This is a genomic window from Mycobacterium paraintracellulare, from assembly GCF_000276825.1.
GTDB lineage: Bacteria > Actinomycetota > Actinomycetes > Mycobacteriales > Mycobacteriaceae > Mycobacterium > Mycobacterium intracellulare.
In genome coordinates, this window is record NC_016948.1 from 3,348,815 (window position 1) to 3,374,050 (window position 25,236).

Genomic DNA, 25,236 nt, shown 5'->3' on the forward strand with positions numbered 1-25,236 from the left:
CATGGTAGTCAGCGGGAGGCGTGACGAACGACGACTTCGGACACGGCGACGAAATATGCTGCAGCCCAAAATATTTCAAAGCAGACCGAGCAGCCGCAGGTCGGTCACGTATTTGACGATCACCGCCGCGGTGATGTGCGGGATGTCGTTATCGGGGCCGATTTTGGCTTCCTGCACCGCGGCGCGGAAACGTTCGGTCGGTCCCAGGCAGCCGCGCGCCGGGTCCGCCGGCGGCACGTGTTGGGCGTTGCGCAACTGCAGCAGCTGCAGCACCGACTGGTGGCGCTGGCGTTCCGGCAGGGCGTGCAGCGCGGTCTCCATCCGGTGCAGCCACTCCCCGAAGTCGTCGACCCGCTCGATCGGATAGCCGGCCTCGATGACCCAGTCGACGTACTCGTCGAGCCCGATGCCGTCGTCGTGCGGGTTCATCACGTGATAGGTCTCGAACCCTGCGGCCGAATCGCGGCCCGCCTGGGCGCCCAGCGTGGTGATCGACTCGGCGACGAACTCGACCGGCAGGGCGTCGAAGTGCGCGCGTTGCCGGTTGCCGCGGGCGTCGAGCTGGTAGAACGAGCGCGGCGCGACGCCGCTGGCCACGACGCTGAACAGCAATCGGGTGAACATGTCGGACAGGTTGAGCTGGCCCGCGTAGGTGGTGTCGGCCAGGATCATGTCGCAGCGGAACACGCCGACGGGCAGCGCGCACAGGTCGTGGGCCTCGCGCAGCAGCACCTCGCCGGCCCACTTGCTGTTGCCGTAGCCGTTGCCGTAGCTGCCGTCGATCGTGCGGATCGGGCCGGCGACGCGGACGTCGGCGTCCTCGGTGAACGCGGCCGGCTCGATCTGGTCGCCGACGTTGGCGGTCGAGACATACGTGTACGGCTTGAGTTTGGTGGTCAGCGCGAGCCGGATCAGCTCGGCGGTGCCGGCGACGTTGGGGGCGAACAGCTCGCTGTAGGGCAGCACGCCGTTGACCACGGCCGCGGAGTCCACGATGAGGTCGACGGTGTCGGCCAGCCGCTGCCAGGTGTGTTCGTCCAGGCCGAGATTGGCGCGGCCCTTGTCGCCGGCGATGACCTCGAGATGGTCGGCGGCGAGCTCGTCGAAATACCGCCGCAAAGCGGGGTCCCCTGCAAAACCGGGAGGGTCGAAGGTCCTCTGCAGCCGGCGCCGCGCGTCCTCGTCGGAGGTGGCCCGCACCAGGCAGATCAGCTTGCCGTCGGCCAGTTCCAACCGTTCCAGCCATTGCAGCACCAGGTAGCGGCCCAAAAAGCCGGTGGCCCCGGTCAGTAGCACCGTGCGCACCTCGGCGCTCGGTCCCGGCAGCGACGGCGCGGCGGCCAGCGTCAGGGCGTCGATGAACTTGTCCAGCGTGAGGTCGCAGGCGTACACCTCGGTGGCGTCGCGGCCGTGCACCGACGCGAAGTCCCCCTGGTGGCCTTCCCCGGCATCGTGATCGCGGTTGAGCTGCTGGCTCAGGCTGCGCACCGACGGCGCCTCGAAGACGGCGCGCACGGGCAGGTGGATGTCGAGGGCGTTGTAGATCGCGGCGACCAGGCGCATGGCCGACAGGGAATCCCCGCCCAGGTCGAAGAACGACTCCTGCACCCCGACCCGCTCGAGGCCCAGCACCTGGCCGTAGAGCCAGGCCAGGATCTCCTCGACCGCGGTGGCCGGGGCGAGGTAGTCGTCGCCGCCCTGGTAATCGGGGGCGGGCAGGGCGCGGACGTCGAGTTTGCCGGCGGGTGTCAGCGGCAGCGCGTCGAGCACCACCACCGCGGCCGGCACCATGTAGGCGGGCAGCCGGTCGGCCAGCAGGGTGCGGAGTTCGGCCGGGTTCGCCGTCCCGGTGACGTAGCCGACCAGACGCTTGTCGCCCGGGCGGTCCTCGCGGGCGATCACCAGCGCCTGCTCCACACCGTCCAGCGCGGCCAGCGCGGATTGGATTTCGCCGAGTTCGATGCGATACCCGCGGATCTTGACCTGTTCGTCGGCGCGCCCGACGTAGCGCAGCTGCCCGTCGGAACCCCACGACGCCAGGTCGCCGGTGCGATACATGCGCGCGCCCTCCCCGCCGAAGGGGCACGCCACGAACCGGGACGCGGTCAGACCGGGCCGGCCCAGGTAACCGGTCGACACGCCGCCGCCGGCCACGTACAGCTCGCCGACCACGCCCGCGGGCACCGGCTGCAGGCATCCGTCGAGCACGAACAGCGCGGCCCCGGATACCGGCGAACCGATCGGCGGCGCTTCGGGTCCCGGTGTCAGCGGCGCGCTGACGGCCGCGACGATCGTGATCTCGGTGGGGCCGTAGACGTTGACCATCACCCGCCCGGACGCCCACCGCTGCACGATTTCGGCCGGGCACGCTTCGCCCGCGACCGCCAGCACCGCGGACTCCAGGCCCTCGGTCGAGAGCATCGTCACCTCGGACGGTGTCTGGGTCAGCATGTCGACGCGTTCGGCAACGAGCAAGGCGTGCAGGTCTTTCGGGGAACGCACGACCTCGTCCGGTACGACGAGCACCCGCCCGCCGTGCAGCAGCGCGCCGAAGATCTCCCACACCGAGAAGTCGAACGCCAGGGAATGGCAGTGGCTCCACACCCGTGCCGGTGCCGCGGGCAGACCGGCGGCCCCCAGGGAGGCGAACAATTGGGTGGCGTTGTGGTGGGTGACCGCCACGCCCTTGGGAACTCCGGTGGTGCCCGAGGTGTAGATCGTGTACGCGATGTGGTGCGGCGCCGGCGCCGGCAACGCCGTGGTGGGCCGGTGCTGGATCGCCGGGTCATCGATATCGATGACGAGCACGTCGAAATCGTCGAGGCGCGAGCGGTGTTCGGCGGTGGTGAGCACCGCCGCCGGTGCGGCGTCGGCGAGCATGAAGTCGATTCGGGCGGCGGGCAGGCCTGGGTCGATCGGGACGTACGCGCCCCCGGTTTTGAGCACCGCCAGGATGGCGACGACGGCCCGCGCCGAGCGCTCGGTGAGCAGCGCCACGCACTGCCCCGGCCCGCAACCGTGGTCAACGAGCAAGTGCGCCAGTCGGTTTGATGACTGGTCGAGTTCGCGGTATGTCCACGAGTCCGCCCCATGGGTGACGGCCACCGCTTGCGGGGTGCGCGCGACGTGGTCGGCGAACACCTCGGGGATCGACATCGGCGGGCGCGACGGGCCGTCCAGCACCGCGCGGTTGCCGATCGCGTCGAGGCGGGCGTGCTCGTCGGGGCCGAGCACGTCGATCGACGACAGCCGCCGGGCGGGGTCAGCGGTCATGGCCTCCAGCACCCGCTGCAATCGTTCGATCAGACGTTGGATGGTGGCGGTGTCGAACACGTCGGTGCGGAACTCCACGGCCCCGCCGATGCCCTCGGGCCGGCCGTCGGCGCTCCAGCGTTCGGCCAGCGACCACGCGAGATCCATGCGGGCGGTGCGGGTGTCGACCGGCAGCGGGGTGACGCGCACGTCGCCGAGGCTCAGCTCCGCGGAGTCGGTGTTCTGCCAGGCCAGCATGACCTGCACCAGCGGATGGTGCGCGAGGCTGCGGGCCGGGTTGAGCCGTTCGACGAGGACCTCGAACGGCACGTCCTGATGCTCGTAGGCGGCCAGGCTGCGCGCGCGGACGTGGGCGAGCACGTCGGCGATGGTGGGGTCACCGGTCAGGTCGACGCGCAGCACCAAAGTGTTGACGAAGAAGCCCACGACGTCGTCGAGGGCGGGGTCGCGCCGCCCGGCGATCGGAAAGCCCACCGCCACATCAGAACTCGCGCTGATCTTGGCCAACAGCACCGCCAGCGCGGCCTGCACCACCATGAAGCTCGTCGCGTTGTGCGCGCCCGCCACCGCGCGCACCCGCTGCTGCAACTCCGCCGGCCAGTCGACGGCCACGCTCGCGCCGCGGAAATCGGCCACCAACGGATACGGACGGTCCGTGGGCAATTCGAGCCGCTCGGGCATTCCGGCCAGGGTGTGTTCCCAATACCGCAGCTGTCCGGCGATCAGGCTGTGCGGATCCTGCAGTTCGCCGAATTGGGCGCGCTGCCAGAGCGTGTAGTCGACGTACTGCACCGGCAGCGGCGCCCAGTCCGGGGCGCAGCCGGCCGAGCGGCTGGCGTAGGCCTCCCCCAGGTCGCGCACCAGCGGGGTGAGCGACCACCCGTCGGCGGCGATGTGGTGCACCACGGCCACCAGCAGGTGTTCGTCGTCGCTCACCCGGAAAAGCATTGCCCGCAGCGGGATTTCGGTGGCCAGGTCGAACCGGTGACCCACCAGGGTCTCGACCGCGTTGCACAGCCGGGTGGTCGACCACCCGCGCGCGTCGCTGATCTGCCAGCCGCAGTCGGCGTCGTCCACATCGACGACCAGCTGCCGCGGTATTCCCTCGCGCGCCGGGAACATCGTCCGCAGGCTCTCGTGGCGGGCCATCACGTCGGCCAGCGCCGCGCCGAACGCCTCGGCGTCCAGGCGCCCGTGCAGCTGCAACGCGATCGCCATGTTGTGCACCGGTGAGGGCCCGTGCAATTGGCCCATGAACCACAGCCGCGACTGGGCGAACGACAACGGCACCATCTCCGGCCGCTCGCCGGCCACCAGCGGCGCGCGCGCTCCGCCGTCGGTGCCCAGGCGCGCCGCCAGCCGGCGAATGGTGGGCGCCTCGAACAGGGCCCGCACGCCGAGGTGGACGTCGAGGCCGGTGTTGACCTCCGCGACCAGCCGCATGGCCGACAGCGAGTCCCCGCCGAGGTCGAAGAAGGAGTCGTCGATCCCGACGTTCTCGACGCCCAGGACGTGGGTGTAGATGTCGGCCAGGGCCCGCTCGACGGGGGTGGTCGGGGCGCGGTAGTGATCGGAGCCCTGCGACCGGTGCGAGTGGTCGGGTGCGGGCAGCGCGCGGGTGTCGAGTTTTCCGTTGGCCGTCAGCGGCATTGCGTCGACGGCGAGCACCGTGGCCGGGACCATGTAGGCCGGTAGATGCTCGGCCAGCCGGGCGCGGACCTCGACCGGATCGGCGGTCCCGGTGATGTAGCCGACGAGCCGTTTGTCGCCGGGCCGGTCCTCGCGGGCGACGACCGCGGCCTGTTCGATGCCGTCCAATTCGGTGAGCGCGGACTGGATCTCGCCGAGCTCGATGCGGTAGCCGCGGATCTTGACCTGCTCGTCGGCGCGGCCGAGATAGTGCAGCTGCCCGCCCGGGCCCCACCGCACCAGGTCCCCGGTGCGGTACATGCGCGCGCCGGCCGCGCCGAACGGGCAGGCGACGAACCGGGACGCCGTCAGGCCGGCCCGGCCGACGTAACCGGCCGCGACGCCGGAACCGGCGATGTACAGCTCGCCCGTCACACCCTCGGGCACCGGCCGCAGCCACGCGTCGAGCACGAAAAATCCCAGATGCGCCAATGGCATTCCGATGGGGCTGGCGTTGGTGTCGATGTCGCTGTCGACGATCTCCCGGTAGGAGGCGTGCACCGTCGTCTCGGTGATGCCGTACATGTTGATCACGCGCGGCCGGTGGGGATGGCTGTCGAGCCACTTCGCCAGCCGTTGCGGGCTCAGCGCTTCGCCCCCGAACACGAGGGCCCGGACGTTGAGCCGCGGGCCCGACCGCGCGCCGTCCAGGCTCTGCAGCGCCGAGAACGCCGACGGGGTTTGGCTCAGCACGCTGACGTTCTCGGCGATCAGCAAGGCGTGCAGGTCTTCCGGCGAGCGCACCACCTCGTCGGGCACGACCAGCAGGCGTCCGCCGCCCAGCAGGGCGCCGAAGATCTCCCACACCGAGAAGTCGAAGGCCAGCGAATGGCACTGGCTCCACACCCCCGCCGGCGCCGGCCGGTCGTGCAGCGAGGCGAGCAGGTGGGTGACGTTGTGGTGGGTGACCGCCACGCCCTTGGGGGTGCCGGTGGTGCCGGAGGTGTAGATGACGTAGGCGATGTTGTCGTCGGCCGGCGGCGGCAGGGCGGTGGCGGGCCGGGTGTGCACGGCGGGGTCGTCGGCGTCGATGACAGCTCCGTCGAAACCGTCGAGCCGGTCTCGCAGTTCCGCGGTGGTGAGGGCGACGATCGGTGCGGCGTCGGTCAGCATGAATGCGACCCGGGTGTCCGGCATCGCCGGGTCGATCGGCAGGTAGGCGGCCCCCGTCTTCAGCACCGCCACGATCGCGACGATCGCGGGCGCCGAGCGCTCCATCAGGACGGCGACGCACCGCCCCGGCCGCGCTCCCCGCTCAACGAGCAAGTGCGCCAACCGGTTTGTGGACTCATCGAATTCGCGGTAGGTCATCGAACGGTCCCGGTCGCTCAGCGCCACCGCTTCGGGGGTGCGCGCGACGTGGGCGGCGAACAGTGCCGGGATCGAGGCCCGGGTCAAGGCCGATGCGTGCGGTGGCCGGGTCAACGCCGCCCGGTTGCCGATCGCGTCGAGCCGGGCGTGCTCGTCGGGGCCGAGCACGTCGATCGACGACAGCCGCCGGGCGGGGTCGGTGGTCATGGCCGCCAGCACCCGCTGCAATCGTTCGATCAGACTTTGGATGGTGGCGGTGTCGAACACGTCGGTGCGGAACTCCACGGCCCCGCCGATGCCCTCGGGCCGGCCGTCGGCGCTCCAGCGTTCGGCCAGCGACCACGCGAGATCCGTGCGGGCGGTGCGGGTGTCGACCGGCAGCGCGGTGACGCGCACGTCGCCCAGGCTCACGTCGGTGGGTTCGTCGTTCTGCCAGGCCAGCATGACCTGCACCAGCGGATGGTGCGCGAGGCTGCGGGCCGGGTTGAGCCGTTCGACGAGGACCTCGAACGGCACGTCCTGATGCTCGTAGGCGGCCAGGCTGCGTTGGCGCACCCGCGCCAGTAGTTCGGCAATCGTGGGGTCGCCGCCGAGATCGACGCGCAGCACCAAGGTGTTGACGAAGAAGCCCACCACATCGTCGAGGGCCGGATCGCGCCGCCCGGCGATCGGGAAGCCCACCGCCACATCCGAACTCGCGCTGATCTTGGCCAACAGCACCGCCAGCGCGGCCTGCACCACCATGAAGCTCGTCGCGTTATGCGCGCCCGCCACCGCGCGCACCCGCTGCTGCAACTCCGCGGGCCAGTCGACGGCCACGCTGGCCCCGCGGAAATCGGCCACCAACGGATACGGACGATCGGTGGGCAGTTCCAGCCGTTCCGGCAGGCCGGCCAGCGCCTCCTCCCAGTACGCGAGCTGCGCGGCGATCGGGCTGCCCGGGTCTTCCAGGTCACCGAACTGGGCGCGCTGCCAGAGCGTGTAGTCGACGTACTGCACCGGCAGCGGCGCCCAGCCCGGCGCATCCCCGACCGACCGGCTGGCATAGGCGAGCGCCAGGTCGCGCACCAGCGGAGTCAGCGACCACCCGTCGGCCGCGATGTGGTGCACCACGGCCACCAGCACGTGTTCCTCGTCGCTCACCCGGAAAAGCATTGCCCGCAGCGGGATTTCGGTCGCCAGGTCGAAGGTGTGCCGGGCCGCGTCGCGGATGGCGCCCTCCAGCCGGGCCGGTGACCAGCCGGTGGCGTCGATGGTCTGCCATGTGACGTCGGCCCGATCGGGCGACAGCACCACCTGCTGCGGTATGCCCTCGGTGGCGGCGAACACCGTCCGCAAACTCTCGTGCCGCGCCACCACGTCGGCGAACGCGGCACCCAGCGCACCGGCGTCCAGGCGCCCGGCGAGGCGCAGTGCCGCCGCCATGTTGTACACCGGCGACGGGCCGTGCAGCTGATCGATGAACCACAGCCGCGATTGGGCGAACGACAACGGCACCACCGCCGGCCGCTCGCGACGCTCCACGCCGGCCAGGAGCCCGCCGTTCGCGCTGACGCGCGCCGCCAGCTCGCCGATTGTGGGCGCTTCGAACAGCGTTCGCACGCCGAGGTGCGCGTCGAGACCGGAGTTGATCGCGGCGATCACCCGCATGGCCGACAGCGAATCCCCGCCCAGGTCGAAGAAGGAGTCGTCCGCGCCGACGCGCTCGAGCCCGAGCACCTGGGCGTAGATGCCGGCCAAGATCTCCTCGGTGGGCGTGGCCGGCGCCCGATACCGGCCGCCGGTGTATTCGGGCGCCGGCAGGGCCCCGGTGTCGAGTTTGCCGTTCGGTGTCAGGGGCAATGCCTCGATCGCCACCACCGCGGCCGGCACCAGGTAGGCCGGCAGCCGGTCGGCCAGCCGGGCGCGCAGCTCGACCGGGTCGGCGGTGCCGGTGATGTAGCCGACGAGCCGCTTGTCGCCGGGCGTGTCCTCGCGGGCGATCACCGCGACCCGCCCGACGCCGTCCAATTCGGCGAGCGCGGACTGGATTTCGCCCAGCTCGATGCGGTGGCCGCGGATCTTGACCTGGTGGTCGGCGCGGCCGACGTAGTGCAGCCGCCCGTCCGGCGCCCACCGCACCAGGTCCCCGGTGCGGTACATGCGCGCACCGGCCGCGCCGAACGGACAGGCGACGAACCGCGACGCCGTCAAACCGGGACGGCGCGGATACCCGACGGCGACCCCGTGCCCCGCCACGTACAGCTCACCGACCGCACCGGCGGGCACCGGCCGCAGCCAGTCGTCCAGCACGAACAGCGCCGCCCCGGGCACCGGCGACCCCAGGGGCGGCGCTCCGGCGCCCGCGGTCAGCGGCGCACTGAGCGTCGCGTCCACGGTGGTTTCCGTCGGGCCGTAGGCGTTGATCATCACGCGGCCCGGCGCCCATTGGTCCGCGAGCGCGGCCGGGCAGGGCTCGCCGCCGATGATCAACGCCGAGCGCAGCTTTCGCGGTGACAGAGCGGTCAGCGCCGACGGGGTGTGGCTCAGCACGCTCACCCGCTCGGCGGCCAGCAGGGCGTGCAGCTCGTCCGGTGAGCGTGTCACCGACTCGGGCACCACCACCAGCCGACCGCCGCAGGCCAGCGCGCCCCAGATCTCCTGCACCGAGACGTCGAAGCCGTACGAGTGGCATTGTGACCATACCCCCGCCTCGGGCAGCGTCGCGTGCAGCGATTCCAGCAGCTGGGTGACGTTGCGGTGGGTCACCGCAACACCTTTGGGGACGCCGGTCGTCCCCGAGGTGTAGATGACGTAGGCGATGTTCTCGGGCGCGGGCGCCGGCAACGGCCCGGTGGGCCCGGCGTCGGCCTCGCCGGCGTCGAGGACCGGCAGCTCGAATCCGTCCAGCCGGGCCCGCAGGCCGGCGGCGGCGACCGCGGCGACCGGGGTGGCGTCGCCGAGCATGAACTCGAGGCGCGCCGCGGGCAGCGCGGGGTCGATCGGCAGGTAGGCGGCCCCCGCCTTGAGCGTCGCGAGGATCGCCACGATCGCCTCGGCCGAACGCGGGAACAGCAGCGCCACGCACTCCCCGGGCCCCGCGCCGCGCTCGATCAGCCTGTGCGCCAATCGGTTCGATGCCTCGTCGAGTTCGCGGTAGGTCATCGAACGGCCCTCGAAAGTGACCGCTCCCGCGTCGGGGACGCGGGAGACCTGCGCGGCGAACAGCGCCGGGAGCGATAGGGCGGCGCTCGACTCGGCGGCCAGCACTGCTTGGTTTCCCCACAGTTGCAGCTGGGCGCGCTCCGGCGCGTCGAGCGCATCCAGTGATCGCAACGGCCGATCCGGATCGGCGGGCATGGCCGTCAGGAGCCGGCGCAGGCGGTCGGCCAGGGCGTCGACGGCGGCGGGTTCGAAGACGTCGGTGTCGAATTCGATGCGCAGGCGCAGTTCGTCGCCCGGCACGGCTTGCAGCGACAGCGGGTAGTGGTTGTAGTCGTGGCTGGTGAATTCGGTGGCGGTCAGGTCGTCGGCCGCCGATAGCGCGGCGGCGTCGATCGGATAGTTCTCGTACACCAGCAACGTGTCGAACAGTTGGTCGTGTCCGGTGACGCGGTGGATTTCGTTCAGCGCCAGGTGCTGGTGCTCGACGGTGTCGTTGTGGGCGCGTTGCAGCCGGTCCAGAAATTCGGCGACGGTCGTCGTCGCGGTGGCCTGGGCGCGCACCGGCACGGTGTTGATCAGCAGGCCCACCATGGATTCGGCGCCGGGCAATTCCGCCGGCCGGCCGGACACCGCGGTGCCGAAGGCGACGTCGTGCCGGCCGGTCAGCGACATCAGCAGTTGCGCCCAGGCGGCCTGCAGCACGGTGTTGAGGGTGGTGCGGCAGGAGCGGGCGAGTTCGCCGAGCGCACCGGTGGTTTCGGCGGAGAGCCGGACAGCGGCGGCTCCCCGCGGCCCGAGCTCCGCCCGACCCGCCGGGCCCACCAGGGCGGGGGTGTCGAAACCGTCGAGCGCGTCGCGCCACGCGGCGCGGGCGGCCGGAGCGTCGCGGGCCGCCAGCCAGGTGACGAAGCGGCGGTAGGGCGGCGCAGCCGGTAGCCGCGACCCGTAGTAGCAGGCGAAGATCTCCTGCAGCAGGATCGGTAGTGACCAGCCGTCCATCACGATGTGGTGGACGGTGAGCACGAACCGGAATTCCTGGTCCGCGGTGCGAATCAGCGTGGCCCGCAGGGGTGGCTGGTCGTCGAGGTCTCGCACCGCGGCGCGTTCTGCGGCGGACATCCGCCGGACCTGGTCGTCGATGTCGTCGGCGTCGCCGTCGAGTTCGACGTGGCGGTAGGCGATTTCGGGGGTGACCGGGATGATCTGCACCGGGTCGCCGAAGCCGGAGCAGAATCGGGCGGCGAGGTTGGGGTGGCGGGCGACGGCGTTCTGCACGGCGTGGTGGAGCCGCTGGGGGTCGAGGCCGCCGCGCAGCGTGATGGTCAGCTGCACCGCGTACACGTCGCCGTCGGGTTGCGTCGTCGAATGAAAGAGCAGCCCCTGCTGCAGCGGGGTCAACGGCAGGATATCGGCGACGTCGTATCGCCGCTCGAGTTCGTCGATCTGCTGCTGGTCCAGGCGGGCCGGTGCGATGTCCGACGGCGTCAGCCCGCCGCCGTCGCGGCGCACGTGTGCGCAGATGCCGGCCAGGGCGTCAAACCACAACCGGCTCAACCGGTTTACCTGATCGTGGGTGAGCGCCGAGGACGCCCACGTCCAGCTGGCGTGCAGGTGCGGGCCGTCCTCGGTGTCCATGGTGCCGGCGTTGAGTTCCACCGTGTGCGGCAACGGCAGGGCCGCCGCCGCCGCCGCGGCGCCCAGCGCGTGGCTGTTCGGGCTGAGTTGCCATAGCCCGTCGGACGATTCGGCGGGCGCTCCCCCGAGGCGGCCCAGGTAGTTGAAGCCGATGGCCGGGTCCGGACCGCCCAGGTCCGCTTCGGGATTCAGGTAGCGCAACAGCCCGTAGGTCAGGCCGTCGGGCAGCCCGCGCAACTGCTCCTTGGCGTCCTTGATCACCGCCCCCAGCGCGGCCTCACCCGCGACCACGCGAGCCCAGTCCAGCCCGCCGACGTCGAGGGCCACCGGGTACTTGGCGGTGAACCACCCGACGGTGCGGGACAGGTGCACGTGGGGGGCCAGTTCCTCGTTGCGCCCGTGGCCCTCGACGTCGATGCCGATCGGCCTCGCCGTTCCCAGGAATTCGGTGAATGCCAGCCCGAAGGCGATCAGCAGGATGTCTTGCACCCCGGCGTGAAACGCGGCGGGCACCTCGCCCAGCAGCTGGCGGGTCGTCTCGGCGTCCAGCGCCGCCGACAACTGCCCGGCCGTCTCATAGGTGTCCCACGGCTGGGCGGGCGGCAACGCCGGCGGCGTCTCGGTGATTCGCCGCCACACCTCCGCCAGCTCGGTCACCGCCGGATCCTTCGCGTGCTGGGCCAGTAGCGACGACCAGCGGGCGAACGAGGTGCCGGGGGCGGGCAGCTCGATCGGTTGGCCGCGGTGATGTTGGGCCCAGGCGATGTTGAGGTCCTCGATCAGGGTCCGCCAGGACACACCGTCGACGGCCAGGTGGTGGACGATCAATGCCAATTGGTTTGTCGCGCTTGCCCATACCGCGCACACCAGCACGCCGGCGCCGGGGTTCAGCCGCGCGCGGGCCCGCATCAGCGCCTCCTCCGAGAGCGCGTCGACGGTGCGCAGGCAGGCCCGGGCGTCCACCGAGCCCGCTTCGGGAACGTGTATGTCCCAGCCGCCGGCCCCGTCGTCGTCGACGCAGAGCCGCAGCGTGGGATGGCGGTCCAGCAGCGCCTGCAGCACGACCGCCACGTCAGCCTGGCCCACCCCGGCGGGCGCCGCCAGCACCATGGTCTGGTTGAACTGCTCGATGGGGCCGTCCATGTCGCGCAGCCAACGCATGATCGGGGTGGCCACCACCGGCCCGATCCCCTCGTCGACCACGTCGTCCTCGCCGGTGGCCAGCGTGACGACCCGCGCCAGCCGGGCCACCGACTGCTCGACGAAAACATCGCGGGGCCGGCACATTACGCCGGCCGCGCGAGCCCGGGCCACCACCTGCATCGACAGGATGCTGTCGCCGCCCAAGTCGAAGAACGAGTCGTCCACCCCGACCCGTTGGACGCCCAGCACCTGGGCGTAGATGCCGGCCAAGATCTGCTCGATGGCGTTTTCCGGAGCGCGATATCCGTTGCCGCCCTGGTAGTCCGGTGCCGGCAGGGCGCGGGTGTCGAGCTTGCCGTTGGCCGTCAACGGCAACGCGTCCAGCACCACCACCGCCGACGGCACCATGTAGGACGGCAGCCGCTCGGCGAGCCGCGCCCGGGTCTCGGACGGGTCGGCGGTCCCGGTCACGTAGCCCACCAGCCGCGCGGCGGCAGGGTCGTTCCGGGCGATCACCGCGGCCTGCTCGACGCCGTCCAATTCGGCGAGGGCGGAGCGGATTTCGCCCAGTTCGATGCGGTGGCCGCGGATCTTGACCTGCTCGTCGGCGCGACCGAGGTACTCCAGCTGACCGTCGCGGCCCCAGCGCACCACGTCCCCGGTGCGATACATCCGCGTTCCGTTACCGCCGAACGGGCACGCCACGAACCGCGAGGCCGTCAGCGCCGCCCGGCCCAGGTAGCCCGCGGCGACGCCGCGTCCGGCGATGTACAGCTCGCCGACCACGCCGGGCGGCACCGCGCGCAACCATCGGTCCAGCACGAACAGGGCGGCCCCGGGCACCGGCGACCCGATCGGCACCGGAGCGGAGCCCGCCGTCAGCGGCGCCGTCATGGCCGCGTACATCGTGGTCTCGGTGGGGCCGTATTGATTGACCATCACCCGTCCGGGGGCCCACCGGTCCATGACCTCGACCGGGCACGGCTCGCCGCCGACGACCAGCGCCACCGAGTCCAGCCCGTGCGGCGAGAGCGCCGCCACCGCCGACGGGGTCTGGCTCAGCACGGTGACGCGTTCGGCAATCAGCAAGGCGTGCAGGTCTTCCGGCGAGCCGACGATGTCGTCGGGGACGACGACGAGGCGTCCCCCGCGCAGCAGCGCGCCGAAGATCTCCCAGACCGAGAAGTCGAAGGCCGGCGAGTGGCAGTGGCCCCACACCCGCCCCAGGTCCAGTTGGGCGTCCACCGACCGCAACAGCTGGGTGACGTTGTGGTGCGTGACCGCCACACCCTTGGGCACGCCGGTGGTCCCGGAGGTGTAGATGACGTACGCAATGTCGTCGGGCGACGGGTCCGGCAGCCCGGTGGCGGGCTGCGTGGCCAGGGCGGGGTCGTCGACGTCGATGATGTGCCCGGCGAATGCGCCCAACCGTGGCCGCACCTCGGCGGTGGTCACCGCCGCGATCGGTTCGGCGTCGGTGAGCATGAACTCGATGCGGGCGGTCGGCAGCGCCGGGTCGATCGGCACATACGCGGCCCCGGTCTTGAGGACCGCCAGGATCGCCACGATCGCTTCGGCCGACCGTGGCATCGCCACCGCGACCCGCTGGCCCGGCGCGGCGCCGCAACCAATCAGCCTGTGCGCCAACCGGTTTGTGATCTCGTACACTTCACGGTAGGTCCACGCCCGCTCGCCGCAGGTGATCGCGACTGCCTCGGGGTCCCGTGCCACCTGCGCGGCGAACAAGGCCGGGATGGACGCGCGTGCGGTCGCGGGCCGGGTCAGCACGGCGCGGTTGCCGATGGCGTCGAGGTGGGCGCGCTCGGATTCGTCGAGGACGTCGATCGCGGACAGCGGCCGGGTGGGGTCGGCGGTCATGGCGGCCAGCACGTGTTGCAAGCGCGTGACGAGTGACTCGATGCTGGCCGCATCGAAGACGTCGGTGCGGAACTCCACCGCCCCGGCGATGCCGACGGGCTCTCCGTCCTCGTCCCACCGTTCGGCCAGCGACCACACCAGATCCATGCGGGCGACCTGGGTTTCGAGCGGCAGCGGCGTCGCCCGCACGTCGCCGAGGCTCATGTCGACGGGGTCGTTGTTCTGCCAGGCCAGCATGACCTGGACCAGCGGATGATGCGCCATGTCGCGGGCCGGGTTGAGCCGTTCCACCAGCACCTCGAACGGCACATCCTGGTGTTCGTAGGCCGCCAGGCTGCGCCGGCGCACCCGGCCCAGCAGTTCGGCGACGGTGGGGTCGCCACTGAGGTCGACCCGCAGAACCAGGGTGTTGACGAAGAACCCGACCACCTCATCCAGGGCGGGGTCGCTCCGCCCGGCGATCGGGAACCCCACGGCCACATCGGGACTGGCGCTCAACGCGGACAGCAGCACCGCCAGGGCCGCCTGGACGACCATGAAGCTCGTTGCGTTGTGTGCCCGCGCCAGCTCGGCGACTTGGTGCTGCAGGGCGGCCGGCCAGTGCACGTCCACGCTGGACCCGCGATGGTCGGCCACCAGCGGGTAGGGCCGATCCGTGGGCAGCTCAACGTGTTCCGGCAGCCCGGCCAGGGCGCGCTCCCAATAGTCCAGTTGCGCCGCGATGGGGCTGTCGGGGTCGTCGAGGTCGCCGAATCGGCCCCGTTGCCACAGGGTGTAGTCGACGTATTGCACCGGCAGCGGCGCCCAATCCGGCGCCCGCCCGCCGCGGCGGGCCGCGTAGGCCTCCCCCAGATCGCGCACCAGCGGGGTCACCGACCATCCGTCGGCGGCGATGTGGTGGACGACCGCCACCAACACGTGTTCGTCCTCGCCGGTGTGGAATAGCCAGGCCCGCAACGGGATTTCGGTGGCGAGGTCGAAGGTGTAGCGCGCCGCGTCCTGGGTGGCCTCCGCCAGCCAGGACGAGGGCCACCGCGTCGCGTCGACGACCTGCCAGTGGACGTCGGCCCGTTTGGCGGGCAGCACGACCTGTTGGGGGGCGCCCTCGGGGGCGAGGAAGATCGTCCGCAGGCTTTCGTGTCGGGCCACCACGTCGTCCAGGGCGGCCCCCATCGCGTCGGCATCCAGGCGGCCGGAAAGGCGCAGGGCGACCGCCATGTTGTACATCGGCGAGGGCCCCTGCAGCTGATCGATGAACCACAGGCGGGTCTGGGCGAACGACAACGGAAGCAGCGCCGGGCGCTCGCCGGCCACCAATCGTCCGGCGCGGCCGGCGCCGGCCTCGACCCGGAGCGCCAGCTGCGCGACCGTGGGGGCCTCGAACACGGATCGGACGGTCAGCCCGGCGTCCAGGTCGGCGTTGATCGCGGTGATCAAACGCATCGCCGAGAGGGAGTCGCCGCCGAGGTCGAAGAAGGAATCGTCGACGCCGACCCGTTCGACGCCGAGCACCCGGGCGTAGACGCCCACCAGAGTCTCCTCGACCGCGTTGTCCGGGGCCCGATACCGGCCGGCGTCCCGGTAGTCCGGGGCCGGCAGGGCGGCGGTGTCGAGCTTGCCGTTGACCGTCAACGGCATCGCGTCGAGCACCACCACCGCCGCCGGCACCATGTAGGTGGGGAGCCGCTGACCCAACCGGGCCCGAATGTCGGCGGAGTCAGCGGCTCCGGTCACATAGCCGACGAGACGCCTCTCGTCGGCACGATCTTCGCGGGCGAGCACCGCGGCTTGCTCGATACCCTCCAATTCGGCCAGGGCGGAGCGGATTTCGCCCAACTCGATGCGATAGCCGCGAATCTTGACCTGCTCGTCGGCGCGGCCGACATAGTGCAACTGTCCGTCGCGGTCCCATCGGGCGAGGTCGCCGGTGCGATACATCCGTGCGCCGGCCCCACCGAACGGGCACGCCACAAATCGCGACGCCGTCAGCCCCGCCCGCCCCAGATAGCCCACGCCCACCCCGGCACCGGCGACGTACAACTCCCCCACCACGCCGGCGGGCACCGGGCGCAGGCACCCGTCCAGCACGAAGAGCGCGGCTCCGGCCACCGGCGACCCGATTGCCGGTGGCCCGGACCGCGCCCGCCCCGCTGTCAGAGGTGGGCTGTGCGACACCCACATGGTGGTCTCCGTCGGGCCGTACACGTTGACCATCACCCGGCCGGGCGCCCACCGATCCACCAGCTCACCCGGACACGGTTCGGCGCCCACCACCACCGTGACCGTCTCCAAGCCCCGCGGCGACAGCATCCCCAGCGCCGACGGCGTCTGGGTCAACACGGTGACGCGCTCGCCAATGAGTTTGGCGCGCAACTCTTCCGGCGACCGGGCCTCCGTATCGGGCACCACCACCAGCCGCCCGCCGTGCAGCAGCGCACCCCAGATCTCCCACACCGAGAAATCGAATGCCAGCGAATGGCACTGGCTCCACACCTGATCGGGCCCCAGTTCCACCCCGGCGTCCAGCGCACCGAACAGCTGCGTCACGTTCGCGTGGGTGACCGCCACCCCCTTGGGCCTACCCGTGGTGCCCGACGTGTAGATGACGTGCGCGACGTCGTCGGCCGCCGGCCCCGCCGCCACCGGCGTCGCCGGATGCGGCGCCAGGGCCGGGTCGTCGACCTCGACGATCGGCCCGCCGAATTCTCCTAGCCGCGAACGCAACTCGGCGCTGGTCACCACGGCCCGCATGCCGGCGTCGGCGACCATGAAGCCGATCCGCGCCGCCGGCACCGCCGGGTCCATCGGCACATAGGCCGCCCCCGTTTTCAGCACCCCCAGAATCGCGATCACGGCCTCGGCCGAGCGCTCGAGCAGCAGGCCCACGCGCTGGCCGCGGCCCACACCGCGGCCAACCAGCAGGTGCGCCAGCCGATTCGCGTCCGACTCCACTTGCTCGTAGGTCCACGATCGCCCAGCGCACCTGATCGCCACCGCGTGCGGCGCGCGCTGCACCCACGCGCCGAACAGCGCCGGGACCGACGCCCCCGCGCTCGGCCGGCGCAATGCCGAACGATTGGCGCACTGGTCAAGGCGGGCGTGCTCGTCGTCGTCCAGTACGTCGATCGACGAGAGTCTGCGACCGGGGTCGGCGGCCATGGCGACCAGCACCCGCCGCAACCGTTCGGTGAGCACACGGATGGTGTCCGCGTCGAACAGGTCGGTGCGGAACTCGACGGTGCCGCCGATTCCCGCGGGCCGGCCGTCGCCGCTGCGGCGTTCGAACAAGGAGAACGTCAAATCGGTACGCGCGGTGCGGGTCTGCACCGGAACCGCGGTGATCCGCAGTTCACCCAGGCTCAGCTCGGCGGGATCGTTGCCCTGCCAGGCCAACATCACCTGCGTCAGCGGATGATGCGCCAGGGAACGGGTGGGGTTGAGTCGCTCCACCAGGAACTCGAACGGCACGTCCTGATTTTCGTAGGCCGCCAGGCTGCTCCGGCGGACCCGGGCCAACACGTCGGCAACGCTGGGATCGCCGGCCAAGTCGACCCGCAGCACCAACGTGTTGACGAAGAAGCCCACCAGTTCGTCCAGGGCGGGATCGCGCCGCCCGGCGATCGGAAAGCCCACGGCCACATCGGAAGTCGCGGCGATCTTGCCGAGCAGCACCGCCAGGGCGGCCTGCACCACCATGAAACTGGTGGCGTTGTGCGCCCGCGCCACCGCGCGGATGTGTTGCTGCAACTCGGCCGGCCAGTCGATGTCCACGTTGGCGCCGCGGTAGTCGGCCACCGCCGGGTACGGTCGATCCGTCGGCAGCTCGACCCTTTCGGGCAGGCCCGCCAGCGTGCGCTCCCAATACGCGAGCTGCTCGACGATCGGGCTCTCCGGGTCGTCGAGGTCTCCGAATTGGGCTCGCTGCCAGAGGGTGTAATCCACGTACTGCACCGCCAGCGGAGACCATTGTGGGGCCCGTCCGGCGCAGCGGCCGGCATAGGCGACCCCCAGGTCGTGCACCAGAGGATTCAGCGACCAACCATCCGCAGCAATATGATGGACCACCGCCACCAGCACATGCTCGTCGTCGGAGGCACGGAAAAGCTTGGCCTGCAAGGGTATTTCGGCTGACAGATCAAATGCATAATCGGCTGCGGCATCAACGCCCTCCTTTATCCGTGCCGGCGACCAGCCGGCGGCATCTATTACTTCCCACCCGATATCGACCCCCTCGGCGGGCAACACCACCTGTTGTGGCGTCCCGTCGGACACGGCGAACACCGTGCGCAAACTCTCGTGGCGGCCCACCACGTCGACGAGCGCGGCCCGCAGCGCCTCCACCTGCAGCGGCCCGCGCAGCCGCAACGCTGCTGCCATGTTGTACATCGGCGAGGGCCCCTGCAGCTGATCGATGAACCACAGCCGGGACTGCGCGAACGACAACGGCACCACCGCCGGCCGGTCGGCCGCCGCGACCCGCGAGAGCCGTTCCGCACCCTCGTCGAGGCGCGGAGCCAATTGGGCCACCGTGGGCACCTCGAACAACGCGCGCACCGAAACCCCGGCATCCAGAGCGGCATTCACGGCCGCGATCAGGCGCATCGCCGACAGCGAGTCCCCGCCGAGGTCGAAGAAGGAGTCGTCCACACCGACGCGCTCCACCCCCAGCACCTGGGCGTAGATGCCGGCCAGGATCTCCTCGATGGCGCTCGCCGGCGCCCGGTAGCGGTCGACGTCGGAGTATTCCGGGGCGGGCAGGGCGCGGGTGTCGAGCTTGCCGTTGACCGTCAGCGGCAGCACGTCGAGCACCACCACCGCCGCCGGCACCATGTAGGTGGGGAGCCGCCGACCCAACCGGGCCCGAATCTCGGAAGGGTCGGCGGCTCCGGTCACATAACCGACGAGACGCTTGTCGCCGGCACGATCCTCACGAACGAGCACCGCCGCCTGCTCGACGCCCTCGACGTCGGCCAGCGCAGCACGGATCTCGCCCAACTCGATGCGGTAACCGCGGATCTTGACCTGCTCGTCGGCGCGGCCGATGTACTGCAGCTGCCCGTCGGCGCTCCACCGGACGAGGTCACCGGTGCGATACATCCGCGCGCCGGGCGCACCGAAGGGGCAGGCCACGAATCGTGACGCCGACAGCCCCGGGCGGCCCACATAGCCGGTGGCCAATCCCCCACCGGCGACGTACAACTCGCCGACCACCCCGACCGGCACGGGGCGGAGCCACCCATCGAACACGAAGAAGGCGAGGTTGCCCAACGGCACCCCGATCGGGCTCACGTTGTTGTCGACGTCGCCGCGAAGGATCTCGCGAAACGAGGCGTGCACCGTGGTCTCGGTGATGCCGTACATGTTGATCATCCGCGGCAGGCCGGGATGGTGATGCAGCCACGTCGACAGCCGGCGCGGCTCCAACGCCTCCCCGCCGAACACCACCGTCTGCAACTTCAGCTGCTCACCCAGCTCCGGGGCCAACGCGTCGGCACTCTGCAGCGCATAGAACGCCGACGGCGTCTGGCTGAGCACGCTGACCTGCTCGCGAACCAGCAAGGCGCGCAAGTCATCTGGTGATCGCACGACATCGTCGGGCACGACGACCAGGCGACCTCCGTGCAGGAGAGCGCCGAAGACCTCCCACACCGAGAAGTCGAAAGCCAGGGAATGGCACTGGGTCCAGACCTGCCCGACGTCGAGTTGAGCGTCGATGGACTCCAGCAGCTGGGTGACGTTGCTGTGGGTGACCGCCACCCCCTTGGGAACGCCGGTGGACCCCGAGGTGTAGATGATGTAGGCGATGCTGTCCGCCGACGGCACCGGCAGGCCCGTGGCGGGCTGGCCGGCGACGGCGGGGTCGTCGATGTCGATGATCTGCCCGGCGAAGCCACCCAACTGCGGCCGCACCTCGGCGGTGGTCACCGCCGCGATCGGCGCGGCGTCACCGAGCACGAACTGCACCCGCGCCGCCGGCACGCTCGGGTCGATCGGCACGTAGGCGGCGCCCGTCTTGAGCACCGCCAGGATCGCCACGATCGCCTCGGCCGACCGCGGCACCGCGACCGCGACCCGCTGGCCCGGGCCCGCGCCCCGCTCAACGAGCAAGTGCGCCAACCGATTTGTGGCCTCGTACAGGTGGCGGTAGGTGAACGACCGCCCGCCGCAGGTGATCGCCACCGCCCCCGGGCCGCGGGCCACCTGCGCGGCGAACAACGCCGGGATCGACACCAGGGCGGCCATGGACGGCATGGTCAACACCGCGCGGTTGCCGATGTCGTCGAGCCGTTCGCGCTCGGCGGCGTCGAGCAGGTCGATCGCCGACAGCGGGCGGTCGGGGTCGGCGGTCATGGCCGCGAGCATCCGGCGCAGCCGCTCGATCAGCGTCTCGATGCTGTCCGCGTCGAATACGTCGGTGCGGAACTCCACCATGCCGCCGATGCCGGCGGGCGCGCCCTCCTCGTCCCACCGTTCGGCCAGGGAGAACACCAGGTCCATGCGGGCGACCTGGGTGTCGACCGGCAGCGGGGTGACCCGAACGTCGCCCAGCTCCAGCCCGGCGGCGGGGCCGTCGTGCTGCCAGGGCAGGTTCTGCCAGGCCAACACCACCTGGACGAGCGGATGATGCGCCAGGTCGCGGGTGGGATGGAGCCGGTCCACCAGGACTTCGAAGGGTACGTCCTGGTGTTCGTAGGCCGCCAGGCTGCGCTGGCGCACCCGGGCCACCAGCTCGGCGACGCTGGGGTCGCCGCTCAGGTCGACCCGCAAAATCAGGGTGTTGACGAAAAAGCCGACGACATCGTCGAGCGCCGGATCGCCGCGGCCGGCGATCGGGAAGCCCACCGCCACATCGGAACTCGCGCTGACCTTCGACAGCAGCACGGCCAGGGCCGCCTGCACGACCATGAAGGTGGTCGCGTTGTGGGCCCGCGCCACCTGCGCGACCCGCTGCTGCAGTTCGGCCGGCCACTCGACGTCGATGCGCGCGCCGCGGTGGTCGGCGACCGGCGGGTAGGGGCGATCGGTCGGCAGTTCGAGGCGTTCGGGCATCCCGGCCAGCGCGTCCTGCCAGTACCTCAGCTGCGCGGCGATGGGGCTGCCCGGATCGTCGAGGTCACCGAATTGGGCGCGTTGCCATAGCGTGTAGTCGACGTATTGCACCGGCAGCGGCGCCCAATCCGGGGCCTGCCCGCGGGACCTGCGCACGTAGGCCGCGCCGAGGTCGCGCACCAGCGGGGTCAGCGACCATCCGTCCGCGGCGATGTGGTGGGCCACCGCCACCAACACGTGGTCGTCCTCGGCGAGCCGGAAAAGCTTTGCCCGCAAAGGGATTTCGTTGGAAAGGTCGAATCGGTGGCACGCCTCGGTCTCGATGGCCTGGCTCAGCCGGCCGACCGGCCATCCGCCGGCGTCGATGACCTGCCAGCCGACCCGGGCGCGCTCGACCGGGACCACCACCTGCCGGGGCGTCCCCTCGGACGCGACGAACACCGTGCGCAAGCTTTCATGGCGTGCCACCACGTCGCCCAGCGCGGTGCCCATGGCGTCGGGGTCCAGCGGCCCGCGCAGCCGCAGGGCGACGGACATGTTGTGCACCGGCGACGGACCGTGCAGCTGGTCGAGGAACCACAGGCGGGATTGCGCGAACGACAGCGGCACCACGGCCGGCCGCTCGGCCGCGACGACCCGCGCGAGCGTGCTTCCCCCGCCGCACACCCGCGGCGCCAGCTCGGCGACCGTGGGCGACTCGAACAAGGTCCGCACCCCGAGGTGGGCGTCGAGGCCGGTGTTGACCGCGGAGACCAGCCGCATCGCGGACAGCGAGTCGCCGCCGAGGTGGAAGAAGGAGTCGTCGATCCCGACGCGTTCGACGCCGAGGACCCGGGCGAAGATGCCGGCCAGGATTTCCTCGATGGCGCTTTCCGGGGCGCGGTATCCGTTGCCGCCCTGGTAGTCCGGGGCGGGCAGGGCGCGGGTGTCGAGCTTGCCGTTGACCGTCATCGGCAGCGCGTCGAGCGCCACGACCGCCGACGGGACCATGTACGTGGGGAGCCGCCGACCCAACCGGGCCCGAATATCGGTCGGGTCAGCGGCTCCTGTCACATAGCCGACGAGACGCTTCTCGCCGGCACGATCTTCACGGACGAGCACCGCCGCGTGTTCAACGCCCTCCACCTCGAGCAGCGCGGCGCGGATCTCGCCCAATTCGATGCGGTACCCACGCACCTTAACCTGTTCATCGGCGCGGCCCAGATACTGCAGCTGCCCCTCCCCGGATCCGGAGCGGCCCCAGCAGACCAGGTCGCCGGTGCGGTACATGCGGGTGCCGGGTTCGCCGAACGGGCAGGCCATGAACCGCGACGCGGTCAGCCCGGGACGCCGCCAATAGCCGACACCGACACCTTCGCCGGCCAGGTACAGCTCCCCGACCACCCCGGCGGGCACCGGGCGCAACCACTCGTCGAGCACGAAGAACGCCGCCCAGCTCACCGGGGAGCCGATCGGCGGGAAGCCCGACCCCGCCGTCAAGGGCGCGCTCTTGCACGCCCACATCGTGGTCTCGGTCGGGCCGTACACGTTGACCATCACCCGACCCGGCGCCCAGCGGTCCACCAGCTCCGGCGGGCAGGGCTCGGCGCCGATCACCAACGCCGTGGAGTCCAGGCCGTCGGTGGGCAGCAGCCCCACCGCCGAGGGGGTCTGGGTCAACACCGTGACGCCCTCGCGCACCAGCAGGGCGTGGAACTCCTCGGGTGAGCGGGCCACCGCATCCGGCACGACGACCAGGCGCCCGCCATGCAGCAGCGCGCCCCAGATCTCCCACACCGAGAAGTCGAACGCATAGGAGTGGAATTGGGTCCACACCTGCTCGGCCGACAAGGCGAAACCGAGCCGCAGGTCGTCGAACAACTGCGCGACGTTGTGTTGAGTCACCGCAACGCCTTTGGGCACACCGGTGGTGCCCGAGGTGTAGATCAAATGGGCCAAATCCGTCGGATCCGGCGCCCGCAAAGCGGTGCACGGCGCGCCCGCCACGGCCGGGTCGGCCACGTCGACGACGATCAGGTCGAAGCCGTCGAACCTGTCGGCCAGGTCGGCGGTGGTGACCGCGGCCACCGGGGCGGCGTCGGTGAGCATGAACTCCACCCGGGCCGCCGGCAGGGCGGGATCGATCGGCAGATACGCCGCGCCGGACTTGAGCACCGCCAGGATCGCCACGATCGCCTCGGCCGACCGCGAAAACAGCAGCGCCACAAACGCACCCGGGCCGGCGCCGCGGTCGACCAGCACGTGCGCCAGCCGGTTGGCGGCCTCGTCGAGCTCGCGGTAGGTCATGGACCGGTCTTCGAACGTCAGCGCCACCGCATCCGGGGTGCGCGCCGCCTGCGCGGCGAGCAGCTCGACCACGGTCACGGGCGCCGCCGGCCGGCGCAACGCGGACGCGTTGCCCCATTCGTCGAGCCGAGCGCGCTCGTCGGCGTCGACGGCGTCGAGGGACAGCAGCCGCCGGGTCGGATCGGCCGTCATCGCGACCAAGAGCTGTTCGAGTCGGTCCGCCAGGCCGGCGGCGTCGAGGTGGGCCCACGGTTCCCACGCGCCCGCCGTGCTGAGGAAGAGGTCGTCGCCGTCGCCGGAGAAGATCAGCCCGAAGCCGTCCGCCTGACCGGAGTTCGTGTACGACGCCGAGGCCATGACGCCGCCGAAGGGCAGCGTGAACGCCGACGGGATGAAGTTGACGCTGACCCGTTCGGGCGGTTGCGTCAGGCCGCGGACCTTGCGCTCCAGCGCGTGCACCGGAAAGCGCTGGTGCTGGATCGCTTCGTCGATTCGCGTCTCGACGTGTTTGCAGAAGGCGGCGACGGTGGACTGCGGCGAGGCGCTCAACACCAGCGGCACCACGCCGGCGACCATCCCGGGCAGCGTCTTCTGCTCCGGACGTACGCGCCGGCTGACGGGGAAATCGAGCACCACGTCCGAGCCGTCGGCGGACCACCCGCGCACCAGCAGCGCGCAGGCCGCGGTGATGACCGATGTCTGGGACACCGCCCACGCCTCGCAGAACCGATTGACGCGGCGCAGCACCGCGGGGTCCAGGGCCGTCGGGGCGGACGGCCACGGGTCGCGCTCCGTGGCGCCGTCGGGCGGCCGATGGTGGCCCTGGCCGGCGGGGGGCAGGTTCGCCGTCCAATACGCCTCGTCGTCCCGGTAATCACCGGAGCGCTCGTACTGCGATTCGCAGTCGATCAGCTCCTGCAAGGAGCCGAAGACGGCCGTGGGAATGGGTCCGGCGGACACGATCGCGGAGTAGATCGAGGCGATGCGGTGACCGACCAGCGCGACGCCGGTCCCATCGATGACGATGTGGTGGCAGCAGGCGAACAAGAAGAACTCGTCGCGCCGGGTCGCAAATAGGACGAACCGGAACAGCGGCCCGGTGAGCGGCATGGGCGTGCGCTGGATCGCCAGCGCCCGCCGGCGCGCTTCCCGCACGGGATCGGGCGCGTCGGTCAGGTCGTCAAAGGCCAGCTCGACGTCGGGGTAATCGATCGCCCGCTGGAAGACCTGGCCGTCCACCTCGAAGAAGGCCGCCCTGGCCGGCTCGGCCTCCCGCACCGCCTGCCGGATCGCCCACTGCAGGGCATCGCGCTGGACCACGCCGTCGATCCGTACGAACAGACCGAGCTGCCACTCGGTGTTGGAGTGACCTGTCTCGCGCGCCAGCCAGATGTCCAGCTGTCCGCGCGTCAGCGGAAGTGCTTGACGATCAAGCTGCATCCCACGCCCCAACCACAGGGTCTTCCTTTCAACCCCCCGGTTGTCTGATACCGCTCGCGCAGAAGCCCGGTCCGCTTCCGTTCGATGTAGCCCCGGCGTCGCAGTTCGTCGTTGACCGAGACGACCAGGCTGGCGGGTGTCGCTATCGAACGGCCGACGCTCACCGACTCCGGAAATCTCGTCTTCAACACGAGTGCAACAGTTGGGAAGGCTAGTAGACGCGAACCCCGGTAGTCCAGGGTTATCCAAACTTAATGTCCTGTGAATTACCCAAAACCGTAGACTGCACCTGCTAATCCCGTACTTCAGATACCTGAGGTACTGATCGTGGATAGTGTAGCTACATACAGTATTGATTGGATCAGGGGGTTTGACGGTTTCGCCGAC

Annotated in this window: 1 protein-coding gene; it reads right to left on the bottom strand. The window is 70.9% G+C overall.

Annotation, left to right across the window (positions count from 1 at the left end; translation table 11 throughout):
* Nucleotides 1-75 precede the first annotated feature (75 nt).
* Nucleotides 76-24,849 (bottom strand): non-ribosomal peptide synthase/polyketide synthase, encoded by a 24,774-nt coding sequence (locus OCQ_RS15330; RefSeq protein WP_014385154.1) that lies wholly within the window; start codon nucleotides 24,847-24,849, stop codon nucleotides 76-78.
* Nucleotides 24,850-25,236: the final 387 nt, after the last annotated feature.